This window comes from Gemmiger formicilis (assembly GCF_900167555.1).
Classification (GTDB): Bacteria; Bacillota; Clostridia; order Oscillospirales; family Ruminococcaceae; genus Gemmiger; species Gemmiger formicilis.
The window spans coordinates 18,931-40,269 of record NZ_FUYF01000003.1; the positions used below are offsets into that span (position 1 = coordinate 18,931).

At 59.7% G+C, this 21,339-nt stretch carries 18 protein-coding genes; 14 read left to right on the forward strand and 4 right to left on the reverse strand.

Features of this window, described 5'->3' with window-relative positions; genetic code table 11:
* Positions 1 to 10 precede the first annotated feature (10 nt).
* Entirely contained in the window at positions 11 to 1,150 is a 1,140-nt protein-coding gene (locus B5D32_RS03215) for a hypothetical protein (protein ID WP_078783652.1), read from the forward strand.
* Between the two features lie 154 nt (positions 1,151 to 1,304).
* Here the strand turns inward: B5D32_RS03215 and B5D32_RS03220 are convergent, their stop codons facing one another.
* Positions 1,305 to 2,273 (reverse strand): RluA family pseudouridine synthase, encoded by a 969-nt coding sequence (locus B5D32_RS03220; RefSeq protein WP_078783653.1) that lies wholly within the window; start codon positions 2,271 to 2,273, stop codon positions 1,305 to 1,307.
* A 98-nt stretch (positions 2,274 to 2,371) separates the two neighbouring features.
* Between B5D32_RS03220 and B5D32_RS03225 the strand changes: the two genes are divergently transcribed.
* From B5D32_RS03225 to rlmH, 8 genes are all read left to right on the forward strand, one after another.
* Positions 2,372 to 3,097, forward strand: coding sequence for a JAB domain-containing protein (locus B5D32_RS03225; protein ID WP_159446971.1), 726 nt, complete (start codon positions 2,372 to 2,374; stop codon positions 3,095 to 3,097).
* Positions 3,098 to 3,241: 144 nt separating this feature from the next.
* On the forward strand, positions 3,242 to 5,281 hold the full coding sequence (gene uvrB / locus B5D32_RS03230) for an excinuclease ABC subunit UvrB (RefSeq protein ID WP_078783655.1): 2,040 nt from the start codon (positions 3,242 to 3,244) through the stop codon (positions 5,279 to 5,281).
* Between the two features lie 47 nt (positions 5,282 to 5,328).
* Positions 5,329 to 8,181, forward strand: coding sequence for an excinuclease ABC subunit UvrA (gene uvrA / locus B5D32_RS03235; protein WP_143402674.1), 2,853 nt, complete (start codon positions 5,329 to 5,331; stop codon positions 8,179 to 8,181).
* A 128-nt stretch (positions 8,182 to 8,309) separates the two neighbouring features.
* Positions 8,310 to 9,233, forward strand: a complete 924-nt coding sequence (locus B5D32_RS03240; RefSeq protein WP_242943390.1) for an RluA family pseudouridine synthase — start codon at positions 8,310 to 8,312, stop codon at positions 9,231 to 9,233.
* Positions 9,234 to 9,265: 32 nt separating this feature from the next.
* Positions 9,266 to 11,104 carry a peptidoglycan DD-metalloendopeptidase family protein gene (locus B5D32_RS03245; protein ID WP_078783656.1) on the forward strand — a complete coding sequence of 613 codons (1,839 nt, stop codon included), beginning with the start codon at positions 9,266 to 9,268 and terminating at the stop codon, positions 11,102 to 11,104.
* Between the two features lie 183 nt (positions 11,105 to 11,287).
* Positions 11,288 to 12,571: a UDP-N-acetylglucosamine 1-carboxyvinyltransferase gene (locus B5D32_RS03250; RefSeq protein ID WP_200805162.1), complete on the forward strand. Its 1,284-nt coding sequence runs from the start codon at positions 11,288 to 11,290 to the stop codon at positions 12,569 to 12,571.
* Between the two features lie 61 nt (positions 12,572 to 12,632).
* A complete protein-coding gene (locus tag B5D32_RS03255) occupies positions 12,633 to 13,421 on the forward strand; it encodes an MBL fold metallo-hydrolase (protein WP_078783657.1) in 789 nt (262 codons plus the stop codon).
* 12 nt (positions 13,422 to 13,433) lie between these two features.
* A complete protein-coding gene (gene rlmH / locus B5D32_RS03260; protein ID WP_078783658.1) occupies positions 13,434 to 13,919 on the forward strand; it encodes a 23S rRNA (pseudouridine(1915)-N(3))-methyltransferase RlmH in 486 nt (161 codons plus the stop codon).
* A 192-nt stretch (positions 13,920 to 14,111) separates the two neighbouring features.
* On the opposite strand, the gene B5D32_RS03265 is transcribed toward rlmH, so the two are convergent.
* From B5D32_RS03265 to mtaB, 3 genes are all read right to left on the reverse strand, one after another.
* A complete protein-coding gene (locus B5D32_RS03265) occupies positions 14,112 to 15,635 on the reverse strand; it encodes a 4Fe-4S dicluster domain-containing protein (protein ID WP_078783659.1) in 1,524 nt (507 codons plus the stop codon).
* Positions 15,636 to 15,711: 76 nt separating this feature from the next.
* Positions 15,712 to 15,924, reverse strand: a complete 213-nt coding sequence (locus tag B5D32_RS14805) for a hypothetical protein (protein ID WP_143402663.1) — start codon at positions 15,922 to 15,924, stop codon at positions 15,712 to 15,714.
* A gap of 6 nt (positions 15,925 to 15,930) precedes the next feature.
* The gene (gene mtaB / locus B5D32_RS03270; protein ID WP_078783660.1) at positions 15,931 to 17,229 is read right to left on the reverse strand and encodes a tRNA (N(6)-L-threonylcarbamoyladenosine(37)-C(2))-methylthiotransferase MtaB; all 1,299 of its coding nucleotides are present in this window, start codon (positions 17,227 to 17,229) and stop codon (positions 15,931 to 15,933) included.
* Positions 17,230 to 17,368: 139 nt separating this feature from the next.
* Between mtaB and B5D32_RS03275 the strand changes: the two genes are divergently transcribed.
* From B5D32_RS03275 to rpmF, 5 genes are all read left to right on the forward strand, one after another.
* On the forward strand, positions 17,369 to 18,544 hold the full coding sequence (locus B5D32_RS03275; protein WP_078783661.1) for a D-alanyl-D-alanine carboxypeptidase family protein: 1,176 nt from the start codon (positions 17,369 to 17,371) through the stop codon (positions 18,542 to 18,544).
* Between the two features lie 109 nt (positions 18,545 to 18,653).
* The gene (locus B5D32_RS03280; RefSeq protein ID WP_078783662.1) at positions 18,654 to 19,988 is read left to right on the forward strand and encodes a glucose-6-phosphate isomerase; all 1,335 of its coding nucleotides are present in this window, start codon (positions 18,654 to 18,656) and stop codon (positions 19,986 to 19,988) included.
* Between the two features lie 48 nt (positions 19,989 to 20,036).
* Positions 20,037 to 20,441 (forward strand): hypothetical protein, encoded by a 405-nt coding sequence (locus tag B5D32_RS03285; protein ID WP_078783663.1) that lies wholly within the window; start codon positions 20,037 to 20,039, stop codon positions 20,439 to 20,441.
* A gap of 159 nt (positions 20,442 to 20,600) precedes the next feature.
* On the forward strand, positions 20,601 to 21,101 hold the full coding sequence (locus B5D32_RS03290; RefSeq protein ID WP_078783664.1) for a YceD family protein: 501 nt from the start codon (positions 20,601 to 20,603) through the stop codon (positions 21,099 to 21,101).
* 24 nt (positions 21,102 to 21,125) lie between these two features.
* Positions 21,126 to 21,311 (forward strand): 50S ribosomal protein L32, encoded by a 186-nt coding sequence (gene rpmF, locus B5D32_RS03295; protein WP_007046791.1) that lies wholly within the window; start codon positions 21,126 to 21,128, stop codon positions 21,309 to 21,311.
* The last annotated feature ends 28 nt before the right edge of the window (positions 21,312 to 21,339 follow it).

Sequence of the window (21,339 nt, forward strand, 5' to 3'; positions counted from 1 at the left end):
AGGTGTAACTATGGATCAGAATTTTTCCCTGATGGCGCAGTCCCGCGCCAACTACTATACCGCCGGAAGTCCGGTGCAGTTCGTGCGTGTCGAACTGCTGAAGGGTGACACGACCGGTGAGGTCGCCGTCTGCCTGACCTTCAAGAATGTCGGCACCGAGCCGCTGACCGGCCTGGTCGTCCACTTCAAATGTAAGGATGCCGCCGGTCAGGTCCTGTGCGAGGATGACTTCTACTATGAGCAGCTCAACGCCCAGCCCGGTGCCGTGTTCGGCAGCGATGACGCTGTCTATGTCAGCGACACGCCGGTTTCCAGCGTGGAGGTCGAGCAGGATCGCGCGTTCCTCAATGGCCGCGGCGTCGACCTGCGCAATTACAAGCGCGTGCGTCTGAACATGCCCCGCGTACTGCCCGGCTCTATCGCCAAGACGCTGCAGCAGCGCACCGGCAATGTCCAACTGACCTGCGTGCCCCAGGACACCGAGTACGGCTGGTTTTGCGCCTGCGGTGCGTTCCATCCCAATGAGGAAAACACCACCGTCTGCTCCGAGTGCGGCGGTGACCGCGCCGGTATCAAGGCAACGCTGACCGCTATTCTGGAGGAGGCCCGCCAGGCCGCCGAGCGCCAGCAGCAGGAGGTCAACGCCGTCGCCAGCAGTGTGGCCCCGGCGCCCGCTCCCGCACCGCAGCCGCAGGCACAGCCTGCCCCGGCTGCCAGCGACCCGCGCGCCATGGCCAACGCCGTGCAGGCAGCCATCACCGGTCAGCAGGACATCCCGCCGCAGAGCGCCTATGAGCCCGAGCAGGCAACCGCCGCGTTTGAGCCCCAAGGCAGCAGCTACGCCGATGACGACGAGGATGCCGAGGCCGAGCGCGTCCGCCGCTACGCTCCCAAGGGCCGCCTGTTCGACGATGATGAGGACGACGATGAGGGCACCCAGATGTACGATACCGATGACCTCGACTACGATGATGAGGACGACGGTTACGACAAGAAGTCCAAAAAACGCGGCCGCTACGCCGATGACGACGAAACCAGTGAGGACGACGTCATGGCCGAGCGCATCATCCACCTGGCCCCGCCCATCACGGCCATTGCCTGCGCCTTGATCGTGGCACTGTCTCTGGTCTATCACTTCGTTCTGGCGTAAAAAAATTGCCGGGCCGTTTCCCGAATGTGGGGAGCGGCCCGGTATTTTTGATCTTTCGGCAATATCCCGCGGGTAGATATGGAATGCACCCCTACGGATAACAACATCGTCGCTTGCAGGGGCGGATGCTTCCAGCTGCCAGCCGTGGCAGAGCTTACTTTTCTGCCGTCAGTCGTTCGTACGTCTTTACAATTTCCGGGTCATTCAGCTTGATGACCCTGCCGGAAAGATACTGCAGCGTGTTTTCCTCGGGGATTCTGCCAAACGTCAGTCGCTGGGCGCAGAGAGCCTGTGTTTTCAGCCCGGTGCGCTCGTTCATCTTGTGGTTGCCGTACTTGATGTCGCCCAGTACCGGATGGCCCAGATACGCCAGATGCGCACGGATCTGGTGGGTGCGGCCCGTGATCAGCCCAATGCGGCAGAGCGCAAACGGCCCTGCCTGCCGGATGACCGTCACCTCGGTGATGATCTGCTTGTAACCCTCGCTCTCACGGGCGTGGATGCGCACCTTGTTATTTTTCTCGCTGTGCTGCAGCCATGCGACGAACCGCCCCTGCGGCGGTGCACCCACCGTGATGGTCAGATACTCCTTTTTCATCATGTCGTCGCGGATGATGGCGTTCAGGTCGCGCAGCGCGGCGTAACTCTTGGCGGCCAGCACCAGACCCTCGGTGCCGCGGTCCAGCCGGTTGCACAGCGCCGGGGCAAATCGCTTTTCTGCGTGGGGATCATACTCGCCCTTGGCCTCCAGATAGGCCGCAAAGGCGTCCACCAGATTGGCGTCGCCGGTGCGGTCACTGTGGCAGAGCAGGTGCGCGGGCTTGTAGAGCACCGCAAAATTTTCATCCTCATACACCACGGTCACAGGCGGCTGCCTGCGCGGCGGCTTGGCAGTCTTGGCAGCGGGCTTGCCCACGGGGAAGAACTCGTCGTTGATGTACAGTTCGATCAAATCGCCTGCGCTCAGGCGGGTATCCGGCTCGGCGCGCTTGCCGTTGACCTTGATGCGCTTGTTGCGGAACGCCTTGTACATCATGCTGCGGGGCATATCCTTGGTCACGCCCTCCACAAAGCGGCTCAGGCGCACGCCGTTTTCATTGGGTCCTGCGGTAAAACTTTTCATCGTGTCCTCTTTAAAAATTCATCAGTAAAAACGGTTGGCAAAAGTCTTTTTACAGTATATAATAAAACCAGCAGAACGTAAAGATGGGATGTGAAAAAATGGCAGACGAAAATCTCCACGCGAAGCACCGCGCACGCATGCAGGAGCGCGTCGAGCGAGATGGACTGGACAGCCTGGCCGAACACGAGGCACTGGAATATCTGCTGTTTCTCTCCATCCCGCGGGCAGACACAAACGCGCTGGCGCACAGGCTCATTCAGCACTTCGGCGATTTCTGCAAGGTGCTGGAGGCCGAGCCCGAGGAGCTGATGCAGGTCGAGGGCGTCGGCCCCAAAAGTGCGCGGCTGATTTCTACCGTCATGGCGTGCAGCCGCTATTATGAGCTGAAAAAGCGCAAGACCCGCCTGTCGCTGAACTCGGCAGAGACGGCCATCGCCTACGTAAAGCCGCTGTTCCGCGGTGTGCAGAATGAGCAGCTCTACCTGATTTTATTGGACGACGCATGCCGCCCTGTGCAGGACCTGCGCATTGCCGAGGGCGTTCCCAACCGCGTGGCCGTGGACACCCGCAAGCTGCTGCGCGCCGTGGCCCGCACCAACTCGACCTGCGGCATTCTGGCACACAACCATCCCACCGGGCTGGCCATTCCGTCCGAGGCGGACCGCCTGACGACCTACCATATTATGGAGGTCACCGGCCAGCTCGGCTTTACGATCATGGATCATATCATCATAGCGGGAGAGGATGGCTGTTCGATGCTGAACCGCGGCAGCCTGCCGGAATACCGCGTAAACAGCGGCGTGCTGCAGGCCGCCAGCCGCTGAACGCCGCCCATGCGCCTTGCCGTGTCCCGGCAGGGCGCATTTTTCTGCGGTTTGGGTACAAAATATCGGCAAACCTATTTACATTAAAAATTTGTCGTGTTATAATCATTATACAACTAATCGTTGTACACGAAAGGAACGACTATGGACGAAGTCTTTCACTTAAAGGCACCGTTTCAGCCCACCGGCGACCAGCCGCAGGCGATAGAAGCGCTGATGCAGGGCATCCAGGAGGGTGACGACGCCCAGACGTTGCTGGGCGTCACCGGCTCCGGCAAGACGTTTACGATGGCGAACATCATCGCCCGGTGCAATCGCCCGACGCTGATTTTGGAGCCGAATAAGACGCTGGCCAGTCAGATCTGTACTGAGATGCGCGGCTTTTTCCCCGATGATGCGGTAGAATATTTCGTCTCCTACTACGACTACTACCAGCCCGAGGCGTATATCCCGTCCACAGACACCTATATTGAGAAGGACAGTGCCATCAACGACGAGATTGACCGTCTGCGCCACTCGGCCACGGCGGCGCTGTCAGAGCGGCGCAACGTCATCATTGTGGCGTCGGTGTCCTGCATCTACTCGCTGGGCGACCCCATCGACTACCGCAGCATGGTCATCAGCCTGCGCCCCGGTATGCAGATGGAGCGCGACGAGCTTTGCAGCCGCCTGGTCAAGCTGCAATATGAGCGCAACGACATGAACTTCATCCGCAACAAGTTCCGCGTAAAAGGGGACACGGTGGACATCCACCTGGCCTACAACGACGAATTTGCGATTCGGGTCGAGTTCTTCGGCGACGAGATCGACCGCATTGTGGAGTTTGACCCGCTGACCGGCGAGCACAAGAACGTGGTGCGTCATGTTGCCATCTTCCCGGCCAGCCACTATATCGTCGGCCCCGAAAAGATGCAGGAGGGCCTGAAAAAGATTCAGGCCGAGATGGAGGAGCAGGTCAAAAAATTCACCGAGGAGGGCAAGCTCTTGGAGGCCCAGCGCATCCAGCAGCGCACCAACTACGACATGGAGATGCTGCAGGAGGTCGGCATGTGCAAGGGCATCGAGAACTACTCCGCTGTCCTGTCAGGCCGTGCGCCCGGCTCCACGCCCACAACGCTGCTGGATTATTTCCCGGATGATTTCCTGCTGATGGTCGACGAGAGCCACGTCATGCTGCCGCAGGTGCGCGGTATGTTCGGCGGCGACTACAGCCGCAAGAAAACGCTGGTCGAATACGGCTTCCGTCTGCCGTCGGCGTTTGACAACCGCCCGTTGAAATTTGAAGAATTTGAAGCCAAAATCCATCAGAAGATTTTTGTTTCTGCAACCCCCGATGAATATGAACGCCAGCATTCCAGCCGCGTAGCGGAGCAGGTTATCCGCCCCACCGGCCTGCTGGACCCGCTTATCATGGTGCGCCCGGTGGAGGGCCAGATTGAGGACCTGCTTGGCGAGATCCGCACCCGCATTGACCGTGGCGAGCGCGCACTCGTCACAACGCTGACCGTCAAGATGGCCGAGGACCTGACGGATTATCTGGAGGAACACGGCGTCAAGACCAAGTATATGCACCACGAGGTCGACACGTTTGAGCGCATGGAGATCATCAAGGACCTGCGCGTCGGCGCAATTGATGTTATTGTTGGCATCAACCTGCTGCGTGAGGGTCTGGACCTGCCGGAGGTGTCGCTGATTGCGATTCTGGATGCCGATAAGGAAGGCTTCCTGCGCAGCGAGACAAGCCTGATTCAGACGATCGGCCGCGCGGCCCGCAACGCCAACGGCGTTGTGCTCATGTACGCAGATGAGGTCACGCCCAGCATGGAGCGTGCCATCATGGAGACCGAGCGCCGCCGTACCATTCAGGACGCCTACAATAAAGAACACGGCATCACGCCCAAAACCATCGTCAAGGCCATCGGCGACGGGCTCGAAATCAGCATGAGCGAGGAAAACAAGCGGATGCGCCAGCACCGCATGAGCCGCGCCGAGCGCCAGCAGACAATTGAACGGCTGACCAAGGAGATGAAGGAGGCCGCGCGGCTGCTGCAATTTGAGCTGGCCGCGCAGCTGCGCGACGAAATTCAGCGGCTGGAACGCGGAGAGGATCCCACCGCCGCCGACACCAGTGAACGCAAGGCCGCTGCCAAAACACGCAAGGGCAGGAGGAAATATAAAAATTGAGTACAACACCCGAAAAAAAACCTGCAAAGCGCAGCTCCAAAATCAAAATCGACCCGAACAACCGCATTGTCATCAAGGGTGCGCGGGAGCATAACCTGAAAAACGTCGATTTGGAGCTGCCAAGAGATAAGCTGATCGTCATGACAGGCCTGTCCGGCTCCGGCAAGTCGAGCCTGGCGTTTGACACGATCTACGCCGACGGCCAACGCCGCTATATGGAAAGCCTTTCCAGCTATGCCCGCCAGTTCCTGGGCCAGATGGAAAAGCCCGATGTCGACGAGATCACCGGCCTGTCCCCGGCCATCTCCATCGACCAGAAAACAACAAGCCACAACCCGCGTTCCACGGTGGGAACGGTAACGGAGATTTACGACTATCTGCGTCTGATGTACGCCCGCATCGGCGTGCCCCACTGCCCGATCTGCGGGCGGGAGATTACCCAGCAGACCGTGGACGAGATGGTCGACGAAGTCATGAAGCTGCCGGAGCGCACCCGCTTTCAGGTGCTGGCCCCCGTTGTGCGTGCCCGCAAGGGCACCCAGGCCAAGGAGTTGGATGCCGCCCGCCGAGCCGGTTTTGCCCGCGTGCGCGTCGACGGCAATATGTACGATCTGAGCGAGGAGATCAACCTCGAAAAGAACATCAAGCACACCGTTGAGATCGTCGTGGACCGTCTGGTCATCAACGACACGGTCCGCGGGCGTCTGGCCGATTCCATAGAAACCGCGCTGGCGCAGGCAAACGGGCTTGTCGTCATCGACGTCATTGGCGGTGAACCGATGATGTTCAGCCAGAGCTACGCCTGCCCCGAGCATGGCATCTCTGTCGAGGAGCTGACCCCGCGGATGTTCAGCTTCAACAATCCCTTCGGTGCCTGCGAGAAGTGTACGGGTCTCGGCACCTTCATGAAGGTCGATCCGGCGCGTGTCATCCCTGACAAGCGCAAGTCCATCCGGGAAAGTGCCATCAAGGCCAGCGGCTGGTATTACGCCGAGGGCTCCATCTCCGAAATGACCTATAAGGCGCTGGGCAAGCGCTACGGCTTTACACTCGATACCCCCGTTAAGGACTTCAGCAAGGAGGCCCTGCACGCCTTGCTGTACGGTACGGGTGACGAGCGTATTGAGATGCAGCGCGAGAGCATGTTTGGCTCCGGCACCTACTTTAACCAGTTCGAAGGCATCATCCCGAATCTGGAGCGCCGTTTCCGCGAGACGAGCAGCGAGTGGGTCAAGGAGGAAATCGCCCTTGTCATGTCCAGCGAGGAATGCCCCGCCTGCCATGGCCGCCGCTTAAAGCCGACAAGCCTGGCCGTGACTGTAGGCGGCATCAACATTGCCGATTTCTGTGACAAGAGCGTCAACGAGGAGCTGGACTTTATCAACACGGCCAAGGTCAGCACCCGGGACGAGATGATCGGTGCGCCTATTTTTAAAGAGGTAAAAGAACGTCTGGGCTTTTTAAAGAGCGTCGGACTTGGCTATCTGACGCTCTCCCGCGGTGCGGCTTCGTTGTCCGGCGGCGAGAGCCAGCGCATCCGTCTGGCGACCCAGATCGGCAGTGCGCTGACCGGCGTGCTCTACGTGCTCGACGAGCCGAGCATCGGCCTGCACCAGCGTGACAACGATAAGCTAATTGCAACGATGAAGCGGCTGCGTGATCTTGGCAACACGCTGATCGTCGTTGAACACGATGAGGACACGATGCGGCAGGCCGACTATATTGTCGATGTCGGCCCCGGTGCGGGCGTCCACGGCGGCGAGATCGTCGCCGCAGGCAGCGTCGCGGACATCTGCAAGGTCAAGCGCAGCATCACTGGCGCGTATCTGTCTGGCCGCAAATTCGTAGAGGTCCCCGAGACACGCCGCGAGGGAAACGGCAAGGCGCTGCGCGTCGTCAAGGCCCATGAGAACAATCTGCAGGACATTACCGTAGACTTCCCGCTCGGCAAGCTGATCTGCGTTACCGGCGTGTCCGGCTCCGGCAAGTCGACGCTTGTCAACGAAATTCTGTACAAAACGCTGGCTGCCGCCCTGAACGGTGCGCGCAGCCGCCCCGGCCAGTGTGAGGTGGTCGAGGGCATGGAGTGGGTCGATAAGGTCATCGGCATCGACCAGTCGCCGATTGGCCGCACGCCGCGCTCCAACCCGGCCACCTACACAGGCGTGTTTGGCGACATCCGCACGTTGTTTTCCAACACGCAGGATGCCAAAATGCGCGGCTACGGCCCCGGGCGGTTCAGCTTCAATGTCAAGGGCGGACGCTGCGAGGCCTGCGAAGGCGGCGGCATCCTGACGATTGAAATGCACTTTCTGCCGGATATTTACGTGCCCTGTGACGTCTGCAAGGGCAAGCGCTACAACCGTGAAACGCTCGAGGTCAAGTACAAGGACAAGACCATCTCCGACGTGCTGGACATGACGGTGGAGGAGGCCTGCGTATTTTTCGCCAACATTCCGAAGATCGCGCGCAAGCTGCAAACGCTGCAGGAGGTCGGCCTTGGCTACATCCAGCTGGGTCAGGCAGCCACGACGCTTTCGGGCGGTGAAGCGCAGCGCGTCAAGCTGGCCAATGAGTTGGCCCGCCGCGATACCGGGCAGACCGTCTATATCCTCGACGAGCCTACCACCGGCCTGCATGTGGCCGATGTCCACCGTCTGGTCAAGGTGCTGGATAAGCTCGTTGATGCGGGCAATACGGTCATCGTCATTGAGCACAATCTCGACGTCATCAAACGCGCCGACTATATCATCGACCTCGGCCCCGAGGGCGGCAGCGGCGGCGGCACCATCGTCGCCACCGGCACCCCGGAGGAGGTCGCGCAGAACCCGCACTCCTTCACGGGACAGTATCTCCGGCCCGTGCTGGAGCGCGCCGCGGAGCTGCAATCACAGAAATAACACAAACGGCTCTCCTCCGGGAGGGCCGTTTGCTGTTGCATCGTACCTTTCTGCCAGACATTGGGGTTTGCATCACAGGGCGTTTTGTGGTATAATACCCTCATATAGGCTTTAAGGAGGGCGGTACTGTGACCGTTTTGCGTTATACCGTGCCGCCAGAAAACGAGGGCTGCAAGCTGGGGCTGTTCCTGCGCCTGCAGGGTGTTACGGCAGGACTGATCAAGTCCGTCAAATATGACGGTGACGGCTTTTACGCCGACGATCAGCCCATCCGCACGAATGAACCTGTGCACGCCGGGCAGTGCATCCGCTTTGCGCTCCCGCCCGAGCAGGAGACGAGTGTGACCCCGCAGCCCGTGCCGTTTTCCATCGCCTATGAGGACGATTTTGCCGCGGTGCTCAACAAGCCCGCGGGCATTGCCGTGCACCCCACGCTGAACTACCCTGACGGTACACTGGCCAACGGCTGGCTGTACTACCTGCAGCAACGGGGGAAAAGCGGCATCTTCCGCCCGGTAAACCGCATTGACAAAAACACAAGCGGCCTGGTGCTGTGCGCGAAAAACGCCTTTGCCGCACCGCTGCTGGCCGGGTCTGCCCACAAGTGCTACCTTGCGATTGTGCAGGGGACAATGCCGCTGGGGCCGGGCCGGGTCGAAGCGCCTATCGCGCGGCGTGGTGACTCCATCATTGGCCGCTACGTGTGCGCGGACGGCAAGTACAGCCTGACCGAGTACGCGGTGCTGGCCGCGGGGCCGGGCCACAGTCTGCTGGCCTGCTGGCCGCGCACCGGGCGCACCCATCAGATTCGCGTACACATGTCCTATATCGGCCATCCGCTGGCGGGGGATACGCTGTACGGCGGGTCGGACATCCTTCTGCGCCGTCACGCACTGCACTGCGGCATCCTTGCGTTTGCACACCCGCTGACAGGGGAGCCCCTCCGTGTGGAGTGTCCGCTGCCCGAGGATATGGCCGCCCTGGCCCGGCAGGAAAAGCTACTGACGGGCTGGCAGCTGCACAGTCTGCCCTGCGGTGCAGACCTCACGTAAATTTGCTTCACACGGAAAGGAGCTTCCGTATTTTGAATCCCATCCAAACTGATCCCAATCCGAAAAACGATAGCATCACCGACCCCCCGGAGATGACCCCTGTAACGCGCTTTTCTCACTCATCGCAGGAAAAAAAGCGCAGCGATAACCGCCGCAAGGCAGCCCGTTACATGCAGGATCTGCACCGCCGCAACACTGTCGGCGATATGCTGTACATGGTCGGCTTCTGGGTCGAGTATGTTTTTGTCTGCGTAGGCCGCAGAGTGGGGGCTGTTGTGCGCGGCATCGGTGATACCGTGCTGAATCTGCTGCTCATTGTCCTGCGCCCGATTCTGATCGGTATTATCACGCTGATTGAGGACCTGACCAGCCCGTTCGTGCGGATGGCCTCGGGCATCCGTCATATCCGCGACATCCCCGATACCCTCGTGGAGAGCGAGGATGGAGATGTGCGCCGTGCCAAGAAAAAATACCTTGCCAGCGGCATCCGAAAATACTCCATCGTTGTCTGGAACGCTATCACTTACATACTCCCGGCAGTTGCCGCAGCGGGGCTTGTGGTCCTGGTGCGCAGCGGGCTGGGGCTGCGCTTTGTGCTGAATGTGCAGGTGAACGGCGAGAACGTCGGTTACGTGGAGAGCGAGCAGGTGTTTGAAAATGCCCGTGAGGACGTGCAGTCCCGTATCAACACGGCCAAGCGTATGCTGCAGGCCTCCGGCTCTGCGGTGGAGGACACAAGCTGGGATGTCTACCCGACCTACTCGCTTTCCATCGGCAACCAGACGATGACCGAGAGCGAGATCGCCAACGCCATCCTGCGCACTGCCAGTGATGAGATCATCAACGGCACGGCTGTCTACGTAGACGATCAGTTGCTCTACGTCACCACCGAGGGCGACCACCTGCGCAGCTATCTGGAAAACATCAAGGCACCGTTTGAAAATGCGATGGACAGCAGCGTCTACACGGCGTTTGCCCACAACATCCGCCTCGTGGACGGCGTCTATCTGCAGGAGTCTGTCAGCTCCTATGCGGACGTCATCAACGCCCTGACCGAGGGCGGCGGCATCCACACCTACACAGCCGTAGACGGCGACACCGTCGAGAGCGTCGTCAACACCACTGGCGTTTCGTTTGACTCTCTGGCGCAGATGAACCCCGAACTGCTGACGCTCGACCAGGAGGTCCCTGCGGGCACGGTCATCACCACCGGTGCATCCTCGGCAGAGCTCATCAAGGTCAAGGTCGTCCGCCGCGACACCGAAACTGTCGCCATCCCGTTCGACACCCAGAACACCGAGTCCGACCAGTATGACTTCGGCAAGGTCGTGACCCTGCAGGAGGGTGCAGACGGCTCCGAGGAGATCACCTACGAGACGACGATGATCGACGGCGCGGTCACGGACCGCCAGGCCGTGGCCTACAATGTGCTGCAGGCCCCGACCCCGGAAATCACCGTCACCGGCACAAAGCTGAAGAACGGCATGATTGCCAAGGTCGGCTCCGGCTCCTTCATCTGGCCTGTGCCGAATTACAAGTACGTCAGCCGCTGGATGGGCAACGGCCACCGCGGCGCGGACATCTGCGCCGCCTACGGCACGCCGATTCTGGCCTCCGACTCCGGCACGATCATTGCCGCAGGCTGGCATTATTCCTACGGCAACTATGTGGAGATCGACCACGGCAACGGCTACAAGACGCTGTACGGTCACATGTCCAGCATCGCTGTTTCTCAGGGACAGGCCGTCACACAGGGGCAGGTCATCGGCTATGTCGGCTCCACGGGCAACTCCACCGGCAACCACTGCCACTTTGAGATGTCCTATAACGGCGCGCTGTTCAGCGCCTATTCGCTGTTCTCGGGTATGTGATTTCCGGCGAAATTACGGTGCATGGTCAACATATCTTGTGCTGTTTCACAAAAATTTTGCAATTGCAGGGGACAGGCCTTTTCAATTAACGCAAAATGTTGTATAATCTTAGAAAGTGTGTACTATAGGTCGGCCCTGTACAGAGGGTATACGAGCCGATTACCGCACAAAGGAGAGCTACACTTGGAAAAATACGTTATTCGCGGAGGGAAGCCGCTTGTTGGCGATGTCAACATTGGCGGCGCAAAGAACGCCGCGGTTGCCATACTCCCGGCCACGATCCTGGCCGGTGGGAAGTGCCTGATTGAAAACCTGCCCTGTATCAGTGACGTCATGGCGTCGCTGCAGATCTTGAGCGAGCTGGGTGCGAGCATCCGCATGGTCAGCCGCAGCACCTATGAAATTGACACGTCGCATCTGGACAGCACAGAGGTATCCAATGAGCTGTCCCGCCAGATGCGCGCAAGCTACTACTTCCTCGGCGCATTGCTGGGCCGCTTTGGTTCCGGTCAGGTCGCCATGCCGGGCGGCTGCAATCTGGGCCCGCGCCCGATTGACCAGCACCTGAAAGCCTTCACCGCCTTTGGTGCGGAGGATTCCGTGGAGTACGGTCAGATCCACGTCAGGTCGGAGCATCTGGTCGGCGGGCATGTCTTTTTTGACACGGTCTCCGTCGGTGCCACGATGAACGCCATGCTGGCCGCCGTCCTGGCCGAGGGCACGACGATTCTTGAAAATGTAGCCCGTGAGCCGCACATTGTCGATCTGGCCAATTTCCTGAATATGATGGGCGCAGACGTACACGGCGCCGGTACCGACGTCATCAAGATCCACGGCGTCAAGGAGATGCACGGCTGCAACTACTCCATCATTCCCGACCAGATCGAGGCCGGCAGCTATATGGTGGCCGCCGCTATCACGAAGGGCGACATCACGCTGCACAACGTCATCCCGAAGCACATGGAGCCCATCACCGCCAAGCTGCGCGCGGCTGGCTGCGAGGTGGAGGAATTCGACGACGCACTGCGCATCCGGCGCACCGGCGAGCTGAAACCGCTCAAGCTCAAGACGATGCCGCACCCCGGCTTTCCCACGGATATGCAGCCGCTGATGACTGCGCTGCTGACGCTGGCGAAGGGAACCTCCATCGTGACCGAGGGCATCTGGGAAAACCGTTTCCGCTATGTGGACGAGCTGATCCACATGGGCGCAAACATCCAGGTCGACGGCCAGGTCGCTGTCATTGAAGGCGTGAAGGTGCTGCACCCCGCGCCGCTGCGCGCTACCGACCTGCGCGCCGGTGCCGCCATGGTCATGGCTGCTCTGGCCGCCAACGGCGTGAGCGAGGTCGACGAGACCATCCACATTGAGCGCGGCTACGAGAACATCGTAGAAAAGCTGCAGGCCCTGGGCGCGGACATCCGCCGCGTCGAGATTCCGGCCAATGCAGTGAGCCGGGCAATCTAAAAGGACCCTTGGGCCGCTGACCGGGCGGCCCAATTTTTATGGAAAGCGTTAGGATAAACGAATGGCCTATTTTACCACCCTGTATTCCGGCTCCTCCGGCAACTGCGCGCTGATCCGCAGCGAGGACAAGTATCTGCTGATCGACATGGGCAAGAGCTGCCGCACAACTTTGACCGCGCTGAAATCCCTGGGCCTGGCGGTCAGCGACTGCGTTGGCATCCTCATCACGCACGAGCACTCCGACCACGTCTCGGGACTGGACACCTTTTTGAAAAAGCACCCCGTCCCGCTGTACGGCTGCGCCGATACACTGGATACGCTGGCCTCCCGCGGCACGATCCCGCCCGCGGTGGAGGCAATCCCCGTGGACGGGCAGACGCTGGAAATCGGCAGCTTCACGGTGACGAGCTTTCCCACCAGCCATGATGTGCCCTGCTGCGGCTACCGCATTCGCACACCGGAAGGCCGCGTCATGGCGTTCGCCACCGACCTCGGCTACCTGACGCCCGTTGTACAGGACAACCTGATGGGCTGCGATCTCGTCGCGCTGGAGGCCAACTATGACGCATTCAGCCTGCACGGCGGGCCGTACCCGTATTATTTGAAGGTGCGCATTGCCAGTGACCGCGGCCATCTGGACAACAAGGCCTGCGCGGCGGAGATTCTGGACCTGATCCAGGACGGCTGCAAAAAGTTTGCGCTCTGCCATCTGAGCCAGACAAACAACTCGCCGGAGCTGGTCATGACCACCGTCTATAACGTGCTGCTGGCCGCGGGCATCCAGCCCGGGCGGGACGTGCTGATCCAGACCCAGTCCCGCAGCGAGGTCAGCCCGTACATTGAATTTTGAGCGAGGGAGTCTATGCAGAATATTGATTTGATTGCCATTGGCAAGATGAACGCCGCCTACTTTGCGCAGGGCGTGGCCGAATACCAGAAGCGCCTCGGCGGCTTCTGCAATTTCCGCATTATCGAATTGCCCGAGGCGCAGATTGCCGACAAGAACGCCAGCGACAGGCAGATTGCCAAGGCGCTGCAAAAGGAGGGGGAGGCCATCCTGGCCAGCGTGCGCAAGGGTGCGTACCTCGTTGCGCTTTGTGTCGAGGGCAAGCAGGTATCCAGTGAGGATCTGGCGGCTATGATTGCAGACCGCGCCATGAGCGGCGCAGGGGATATGGCCTTTGTCATCGGCTCCTCCCACGGGCTGGACGACAGCGTCAAGCGCACCGCACAGGCCCGCATCAGCCTGGGACGCATCACGCTGCCGCACCAGCTGGCGCGTCTTGTTTTGACCGAACAGCTCTACCGCGCCTGCACGATCAACGCGGGAATGAAGTACCACAAGTAAGAAACGCTTTGCCGAATAGGTAGGGGCGGATTCCATATCCACCTGCGGACGTTTTCGCCGCTGCAAGCGGAAAATTTCACCCCTGTAGGGGCCGATGCTCGCATCGGCCCGCAAATCACCGCCAACAAAAAATGCCCCGCATGGAGTTTGCATCTCCATGCGGGGCGTTTTCATTTATAAAGCATTTATAAATTAGTAGTGCAGCAGATCCAGAGAATCCTGATACGGGGTCTCGGTGGCAACCTTCATGGCGGCCTCGTTCTTGTACTTGTTCAGCATAGCCACACTCTTGGCGGGGTCAGCCAGCGTACCGGCACCAGCAATGCAGCCGCCCGGGCAGGCCATGCCTTCCAGCAGGTAGCCGTTGTACTTGCCGGCCTTGGCCATCATCATCATCTTCTTGCAGTCGGCCAGACCCTGGGCGCTCATGACCTTGACCTCGCGGTCCGGGTCCATCTTCTTGATGGCGTTGACAACCGCCTGGGCGACACCGCCGGAGGCAGCAAAGCCGCGGGCGTCGGCGCTGGCGCTGTTGAAGGAATCCTCCGGGTTGTCCGGCAGGTCGGCAAAGTTGACGGCCTTGGCCTCAAACAGACCCATCAGCTCCTCGAAGGTCAGGACGAAGTCGACCTCACTGCGGACGGAACGGCGGCTGGCCTCCAGCTTTTTGGCGGCGCAGGGGCCGATAAAGCAGATACGGGCGTTGGGCTTTTCCTTCTTGATGAGGCGGGCGGTCAGGACCATGGGGGTCATGGCCATGCTGATGCACTCGGCCTGCTGGGGGAACAGCTTCTTAGCCATCACGCTCCACGCAGGGCAGCAGGACGTACCCATGAACGGGATCTTGGCGGGAACCTCTTCCATGAAGTCCTTCGCCTCGTCGATGGTGCACAGGTCGGCACCGATGGCGACCTCGGCCACATCGGCAAAGCCCAGCAGACGCATGGCCTCCTTCAGCTTGGAGGGGGTCATGCCGGGGAACTGGTTGATGAAGGCGGGGGCCACGATGGCAACGACCTCATCACCGCGCTTGATGGACTGGATCAGCTGGAAGATCTGGCCCTTGTCAACGATAGCGCCGAACGGGCAGTTGACCAGGCACATGCCGCAGGAAACGCACTTATCGTAATCGATCTCGGCACGGCCATGCTCGTCGGAGTGGATGGCACCCATGCCGCAGGCCGCGGCGCAGGGGCGCTCGGTCTTGACGATGGCGCTGTAAGGGCAGCTGTTGACGCAGCGGCCGCACTTGACGCAGAGGCTCTGGTCAATGTGGCTCTTGCCGTTGCGGAAGCTGATGGCGTGCTTCGGGCAGACCTCCTGGCAGGGGTGCGCCAGGCAGCCCTGGCACATGGCCGTGACCTTGATGACCTTCTCCGGGCAGGCGTTGCAGGCAAATTTGATGACATTGATCAGCGGCGGCTCGTAGTACTTGTCTGCAATGACGCTGTGCTCCAGACCCTCGCTGGCGGGCACGCTCTCATCCAGCGGACGCAGGGACATGCCCATGGCCAGACGGACGCGCTCGGAGATGATGGCTCTCTCCAGGAAGATGCTGCTGCGCAGAGATTTTTCCTCACCGGGAATGATCTTGAAGGGCAGCTCACGCATCAGCTTTTCGTAGTCGGAAAGCTCGTTGACCTCATAGGCCATGCGGGCAACCTCAGTGAACACCTTGCGACGGATATCCGTTACGGGGGTGTAAATGCCTCTCATTGTAATTGCTCCTTTGTTTTGCTCTGTTTGCTCCAAAAGTGACGTATCAGCGGGTACACCCGCTCCTGTTAAAATTTTACCAAAAATCCATACTTTTTGCAAGAGGGCAGGCAACAAAAAACAGGAAAATCTCTGTAAAATCCAGAGATTTCCCTGCAGAATGGATGCAATATCTCTTGCGGCGCGGCGGCATCTCCGGCTCGCAGGGGCGGATGCAGGCATCCGCCCGCGGGTCGATGCAAGCATTGCCTCCTACATCGAGCATGAATAACGGCGTTGCAACAATCAATACAAATCAAACGATCTCCGCCCTGCACCGTTTCCCGTCCCAGGCACCCAGCGTGACCTCCACAATGTCGCCGGTCTTGTGCCCGGGTGCGCTGACCAGCACAGGCAGGTACTGCTTCGTGTAGCCGGTGAACATTGTGGCGGACAGCGGCGTTTCCAGCAGCACGCTGGCTTTGCGGCCCTGCATAGCGGCTGCTTCGGCAGCGCGTACCTCCTCCACAGCGGCGGTCATGCGGCGGCTGCGTGCCTCCTTCTCATGCTCGGGCAGCTGGTCAGCAAAGTCGTAGGCTGCCGTTCCTTCACGGCGGGAGTAGGGGAACACATGCACCTTCAAAAACCTCATTCCCGTCACAAAGGCCATGCTGGCTTCAAAGTCATCCTCCGTCTCGCCGGGGAAGCCTACGATGACATCTGTGGTAAAGCTGACGTTGTCTGCACCGAATGCCGCGCGCAGCTTGGCTGCAATATCGGCGTACTGGGCCGTCGTGTAGGGGCGGCGCATGGCGCGCAGCGTCTTGTCACAGCCGCTCTGCAGGCTTAAATGGAACTGCGGGCAGAGCTTCTTTACGGCGGCCATGCGGCGTATGTCGTCATCGTGCAGCATGTCGGGGTCAAGGCTGCCCAGCCGGATGCGCTCAATGCCGGGCACCTCGGCGGCTTTTTCGATCAGCTCCACCAGGCTCGTGCCGCTGTCGGTGCCGTAGCTCGGCAGGCTGATGGCCGTCAGCACGACTTCCTTATACCCGGCGTCGGCCAGGCGGCGCAGCTCCTCCAGCACGCTCGCCTCATCGCGGCTGCGCACCGGACCGCGGGCGCGCGGAATAACGCAGTAGGCGCAGCGGCGGTTGCAGCCGTCCTCGACCTTGACAAAGGCGCGGGTGTGCTCGGCAAACTTATCCATGGGCAGTTCTTCAAAGCGCTCGCCCTTCTCGTGGGGGCGGATGTCGACGACGCGCTCTTCCTCACCGTTCAGCACCTTCTGTACGTCGGTCAGAATCGCGTGACGGTTGCCGGAGCCGGTCACAACGTCCGCCTCGGCAATCTCGGCGGCCTCGTCCGGGAAGGCCTGCGGGTAGCACCCTGTCAGCACGGTCACAGCGCCGGGGTTCTCTCGCTTGGCACGGCGCAGCCATTTGCGGCTCTTCTGGTCGCCGAAGTTCGTCACGGTGCAGCTGTTGACGATGTAGACATCCGCACCTTCTTCATTGGAGACAACGGTGTAGCCGTTTTCCTCAAACAACTGGGCCAGCGCGCCCGTTTCATTCTGGTTTACCTTGCAGCCCAAGGTGTAAAAAGTTACCCGCATGGTGTACGATTCCTTTGCTTTTATAAATAGTAAACATATATGATTCATTATAATAGAATCCGGCCGAAAGCGCAATACTAATTCCGCACAGAGCAGCATATCGTAGTACCAAAGCGATTTCCGCCGGAGGTGTGCTGCCATGAAAAAACGTGCCGTGACCCTGCTGCTCTGCCTGGTGCTGGTGGTGCTTTCGCTGCTGCGCGGGTTTGCCGCGTCCGCTGCGGGCATCATCCCGGCGACCAACGCCGACTTTGACGTGCCCTGCGCGGCGGCCATCCTGATTGACGAGGACTCAGGCACGGTGCTCTATGAGAAAAACGCCGATGCCCGGCGCCCGATTGCCTCCATCACCAAGGTCATGACACTGCTGCTGGCGTTTGAGGCCCTCGAGGCGGGCAAGATACACCTTGACGATTTTGTCCCGGTCAGTGAGCACGCCTACCACATGGGCGGCAGTCAGATCTGGCTAGAGCCCGGCGAGCAGATGACGCTGGACGATATGCTCAAGGCCATCTGCATTTCCAGCGCCAACGACGCCGCGGTGGCCGTGGCTGAGTATGTCGGCGGCAGCGAAACCGCTTTTGCGGAGATGATGAACGTCCGCGCGTATGAGCTTGGCATGACGAATACCCACTTTGTCAACGCCTGCGGGCTGGACGAGGCAGGGCACCTTTCCACCGCGCGGGATGTCGCCCTGATGAGCCGGGAAATGCTTCTGCACCACACCGAGGTGCGGGACTACTGCTCAATCTGGATGGACACACTGCGCGGCGGCGCGACCCAGCTCGTCAACACCAACAAGCTGCTCAAAAGCTACCGCGGCATCACGGGGCTGAAAACCGGCACCACCGGCAAGGCGGGCGTCTGTATCTCCGCCAGCGCCGAGCGCGACGGCCTGCGGCTGATTGCTGTTGTGCTGGGCTCTGCGTCGGGCAAGGAACGCTTCCAGGCAGCCAGTACGCTGCTGGATTACGGCTTTGCCCACTATGAGAGCGCAGCCGCCGCGCTGCCCGGCGACGCACCGCAGACGCTGCCCGTGGAGCACGGCACGGCGGCGACAGTCCCGCTGAACTACGAAAGCCCCGGACACTGCCTGATGCCCAAGGGCGAGGGCGGCACCCTGGAAGCCGTCGTCGAGCTGCCCGCGTCGCTGTCTGCGCCCGTCGCGGCGGGGGAACAGGTGGGCCGCATTAAGATACTGCATCAGGGCACGGAAATGTGCAGCTATCCCATCACAGCAGCACAGAACGTTGATGCGTTAAGTTTCCGCTATTGCCTCCTCCTTCTTGCCCAAAGCCTGCTTCTCCGGAATTGAATTTGTGCAAATTTCATGAAAAAGCCGAAAAAAGACCCCTACTTTTGCTTGACAATACCGACGTAAAACGGTATCATGGGGATATAAAATCATAAAGGAGGAGCTAAAGATGGCTGTTTCTTTTAACGGCAAGCATCTTGCAAAATTCATCCGTCCTGAAGAATATGAGGCAATCTATCCGCAGGTCGAGTTGGCCCACAATCAGCTGGAATCCAAAACGGGTGCCGGCAATGATTTTCTGGGCTGGCTGGACCTGCCTGTTACTTATGACAAGGAAGAGTTTGCCCGCATCAAGGAGGCTGCGCAGAAGATCCGCTCGGATTCCGATGTGCTGCTCGTCGCCGGTATCGGCGGTTCTTATCTGGGCGCACGCGCTGTGGTCGAGGCCGTCAAGGGCCTGTACCACAATGAGGCTGACGATGGCCTGAAGATTTATTTCTGCGGCAACACCATCAGCCCCACGGCCCTGAACGACATCATCAAGCTGACGAAGGGCAAGCGCTTCTCGATCAACGTCATCTCCAAGTCCGGCACCACCACCGAGACCGCGCTCGCGTTCCGCGTGCTGCGCAAGCTGCTTGAGGATTCTGTCGGCGCCGAGGAGGCCAACAAGCGCATCTACGCCACGACGGACCGCGCCAAAGGCACGCTGAAGCAGCTTGCAACCGAGCAGGGCTGGCCGACCTTCGTCGTTCCCGACGACGTCGGCGGACGCTACTCCGTCCTGACTGCTGTCGGCCTGCTGCCCATTGCCTGCGCCGGTATCGACATCGACGAGCTCATGCAGGGCGCTGCCGATGGCCGCGAGAAGTTCGGCAAGCTGTCCCCGGACAACGACGCCTACCGCTACGCCATGACCCGCAACATCCTGTACCGCAAGGGCAAGAGCGTTGAGACGCTGGCCTGCTTCGAGCCTGACTTCACGATGATGAACGAGTGGTACAAGCAGCTGTTCGGCGAGAGCGAGGGCAAGGACCAGAAGGGCCTGATGCCGACCTCCTGCATCTTCTCCACCGACCTGCACTCCATGGGCCAGTTCCTGCAGGACGGCGCACGCATCATGTTCGAGACCTACGTCGACGTCAAGCACACCCGCAACGACTTCTATATTGAGGAGCTTGAGGGCAACTTTGACGGCCTGAACTTCCTGGCCAACCAGAATATGAGCGTTGTCAACCGCAAGGCGATGGAGGGCACGATTCTCGCCCACACCGACGGCGGCGTGCCGCTGGGCCTGATCGAGGTCGACAGCCTGTCCGCCCACGATGTCGGTGAGCTGATCTACTTCTTCTGGCGTGCCTGTGCCGTCTCCGGCTATCTGCTGAGTGTCAATCCGTTCGACCAGCCCGGTGTTGAGAGCTACAAGAAGAATATGTTCGCGCTGCTGGGCAAGCCCGGCTATGAGGACCGCAAGGCTGAGCTGGAGGCCGCGCTGAAAGAGTAAAGGAACTACGCGCACTGCGCGCTGACGAATATAAGGAGGTAACCCCCTATGCTGAAACTGATTGTTGGAACCAAAGGCTCCGGTAAGACCAAGACCATGATCGATATGATCGACAAGGCCGTCAAGACCACCTCCGGCAACATTGTTGTCATTGAAAAGTGCATGAAGCTCACCACCGAGATCAACCACTCCGCCCGTCTGGTAGACGTTGACGAGTACGGCGTTGCCGGTGCTGATATGCTGTACGGCTTTGTGGCAGGCGTGCTGGCAGGCAACTACGATATTACCGAGCTGTTCCTCGACGGCATCCTGCGCATCACCGACCACGATATGGCCGCTGCCGCCAAGGTCCTGAACGCCATCGACAAGATCACCTCCAACATCGAGGTCGTCGTCACGGTTTCTGCCGATGCGGCTGACCTGCCGGAGGACCTGAAGAAGTTCGTCATCTGAACCTTCTGAACCGCAAAAATTGAGATTTCGGGGCGGGAAAGTGCTTCCCGCCCCGATTTTCTGCGGAAAATCCAAAAAAATCTCAACTTTTTGTGTTTTACAGGTTGACAAGACCCTTTCGCTTGTGTATACTATTTAAGCAACCTTTTGAGGTGTACTATGCAATTTGATATTCGTTCTTTTCTGGAGAGTGGCCGCAAGCCGTTTGAGGCGCATTTTGAGGCTGATTTCTCCAAGGCGGATTTCGGGGGTTACAGCGTAAGCACCCCGGCAGTATGTGACTTTACGGCGACGCTGACCGAAGACGGCGCAGAGTTGCTCTTGTGTGTAAGGGCTCATATTGATGCCGAGTGCGCGCGTTGCCTGGAACCGCTGACCCGGGATTACGATTTTACACGCGAATACTTCGTGCGGGATCGTGATTTGGAGGATTCGGATTTTGAACTGCCGTGCAATGAGAACGGTTGTCTCGACCTCGAGGAGCTCGCCTATCAAGAGCTGATTTTTGAGGTGCCCGCAGTGCTGCTGTGCAGTGCTGATTGTCAAGGTCTATGCCCCATCTGCGGCAAGAAGAAGGCGGCAGGGTGTTCCTGCCAACCGGCAGACAATGCTGCCCCTGCAGATGCAAGGCTTAGCATATTAAAACAACTATTAAGTTGAATTTCACCAAGGAGGTGTCCGATTATGGCTATCGTACCCAAGAGAAAGCATTCTCAAGCCCGCCGCGATAAACGTCGCTCTAATGTCTGGAAACTGGAGGCGCCTACGCTGGTGAAGTGCCCGCAGTGTGGCGAACTGAAGGTTCCCCATAAGGTTTGCGGCAAGTGTGGCTACTACAAAGGCCAGGAAGTCATCAAGAAAGAGGCGTAAGTCTCTTGCGTGGGGAGGGCGATGCCTT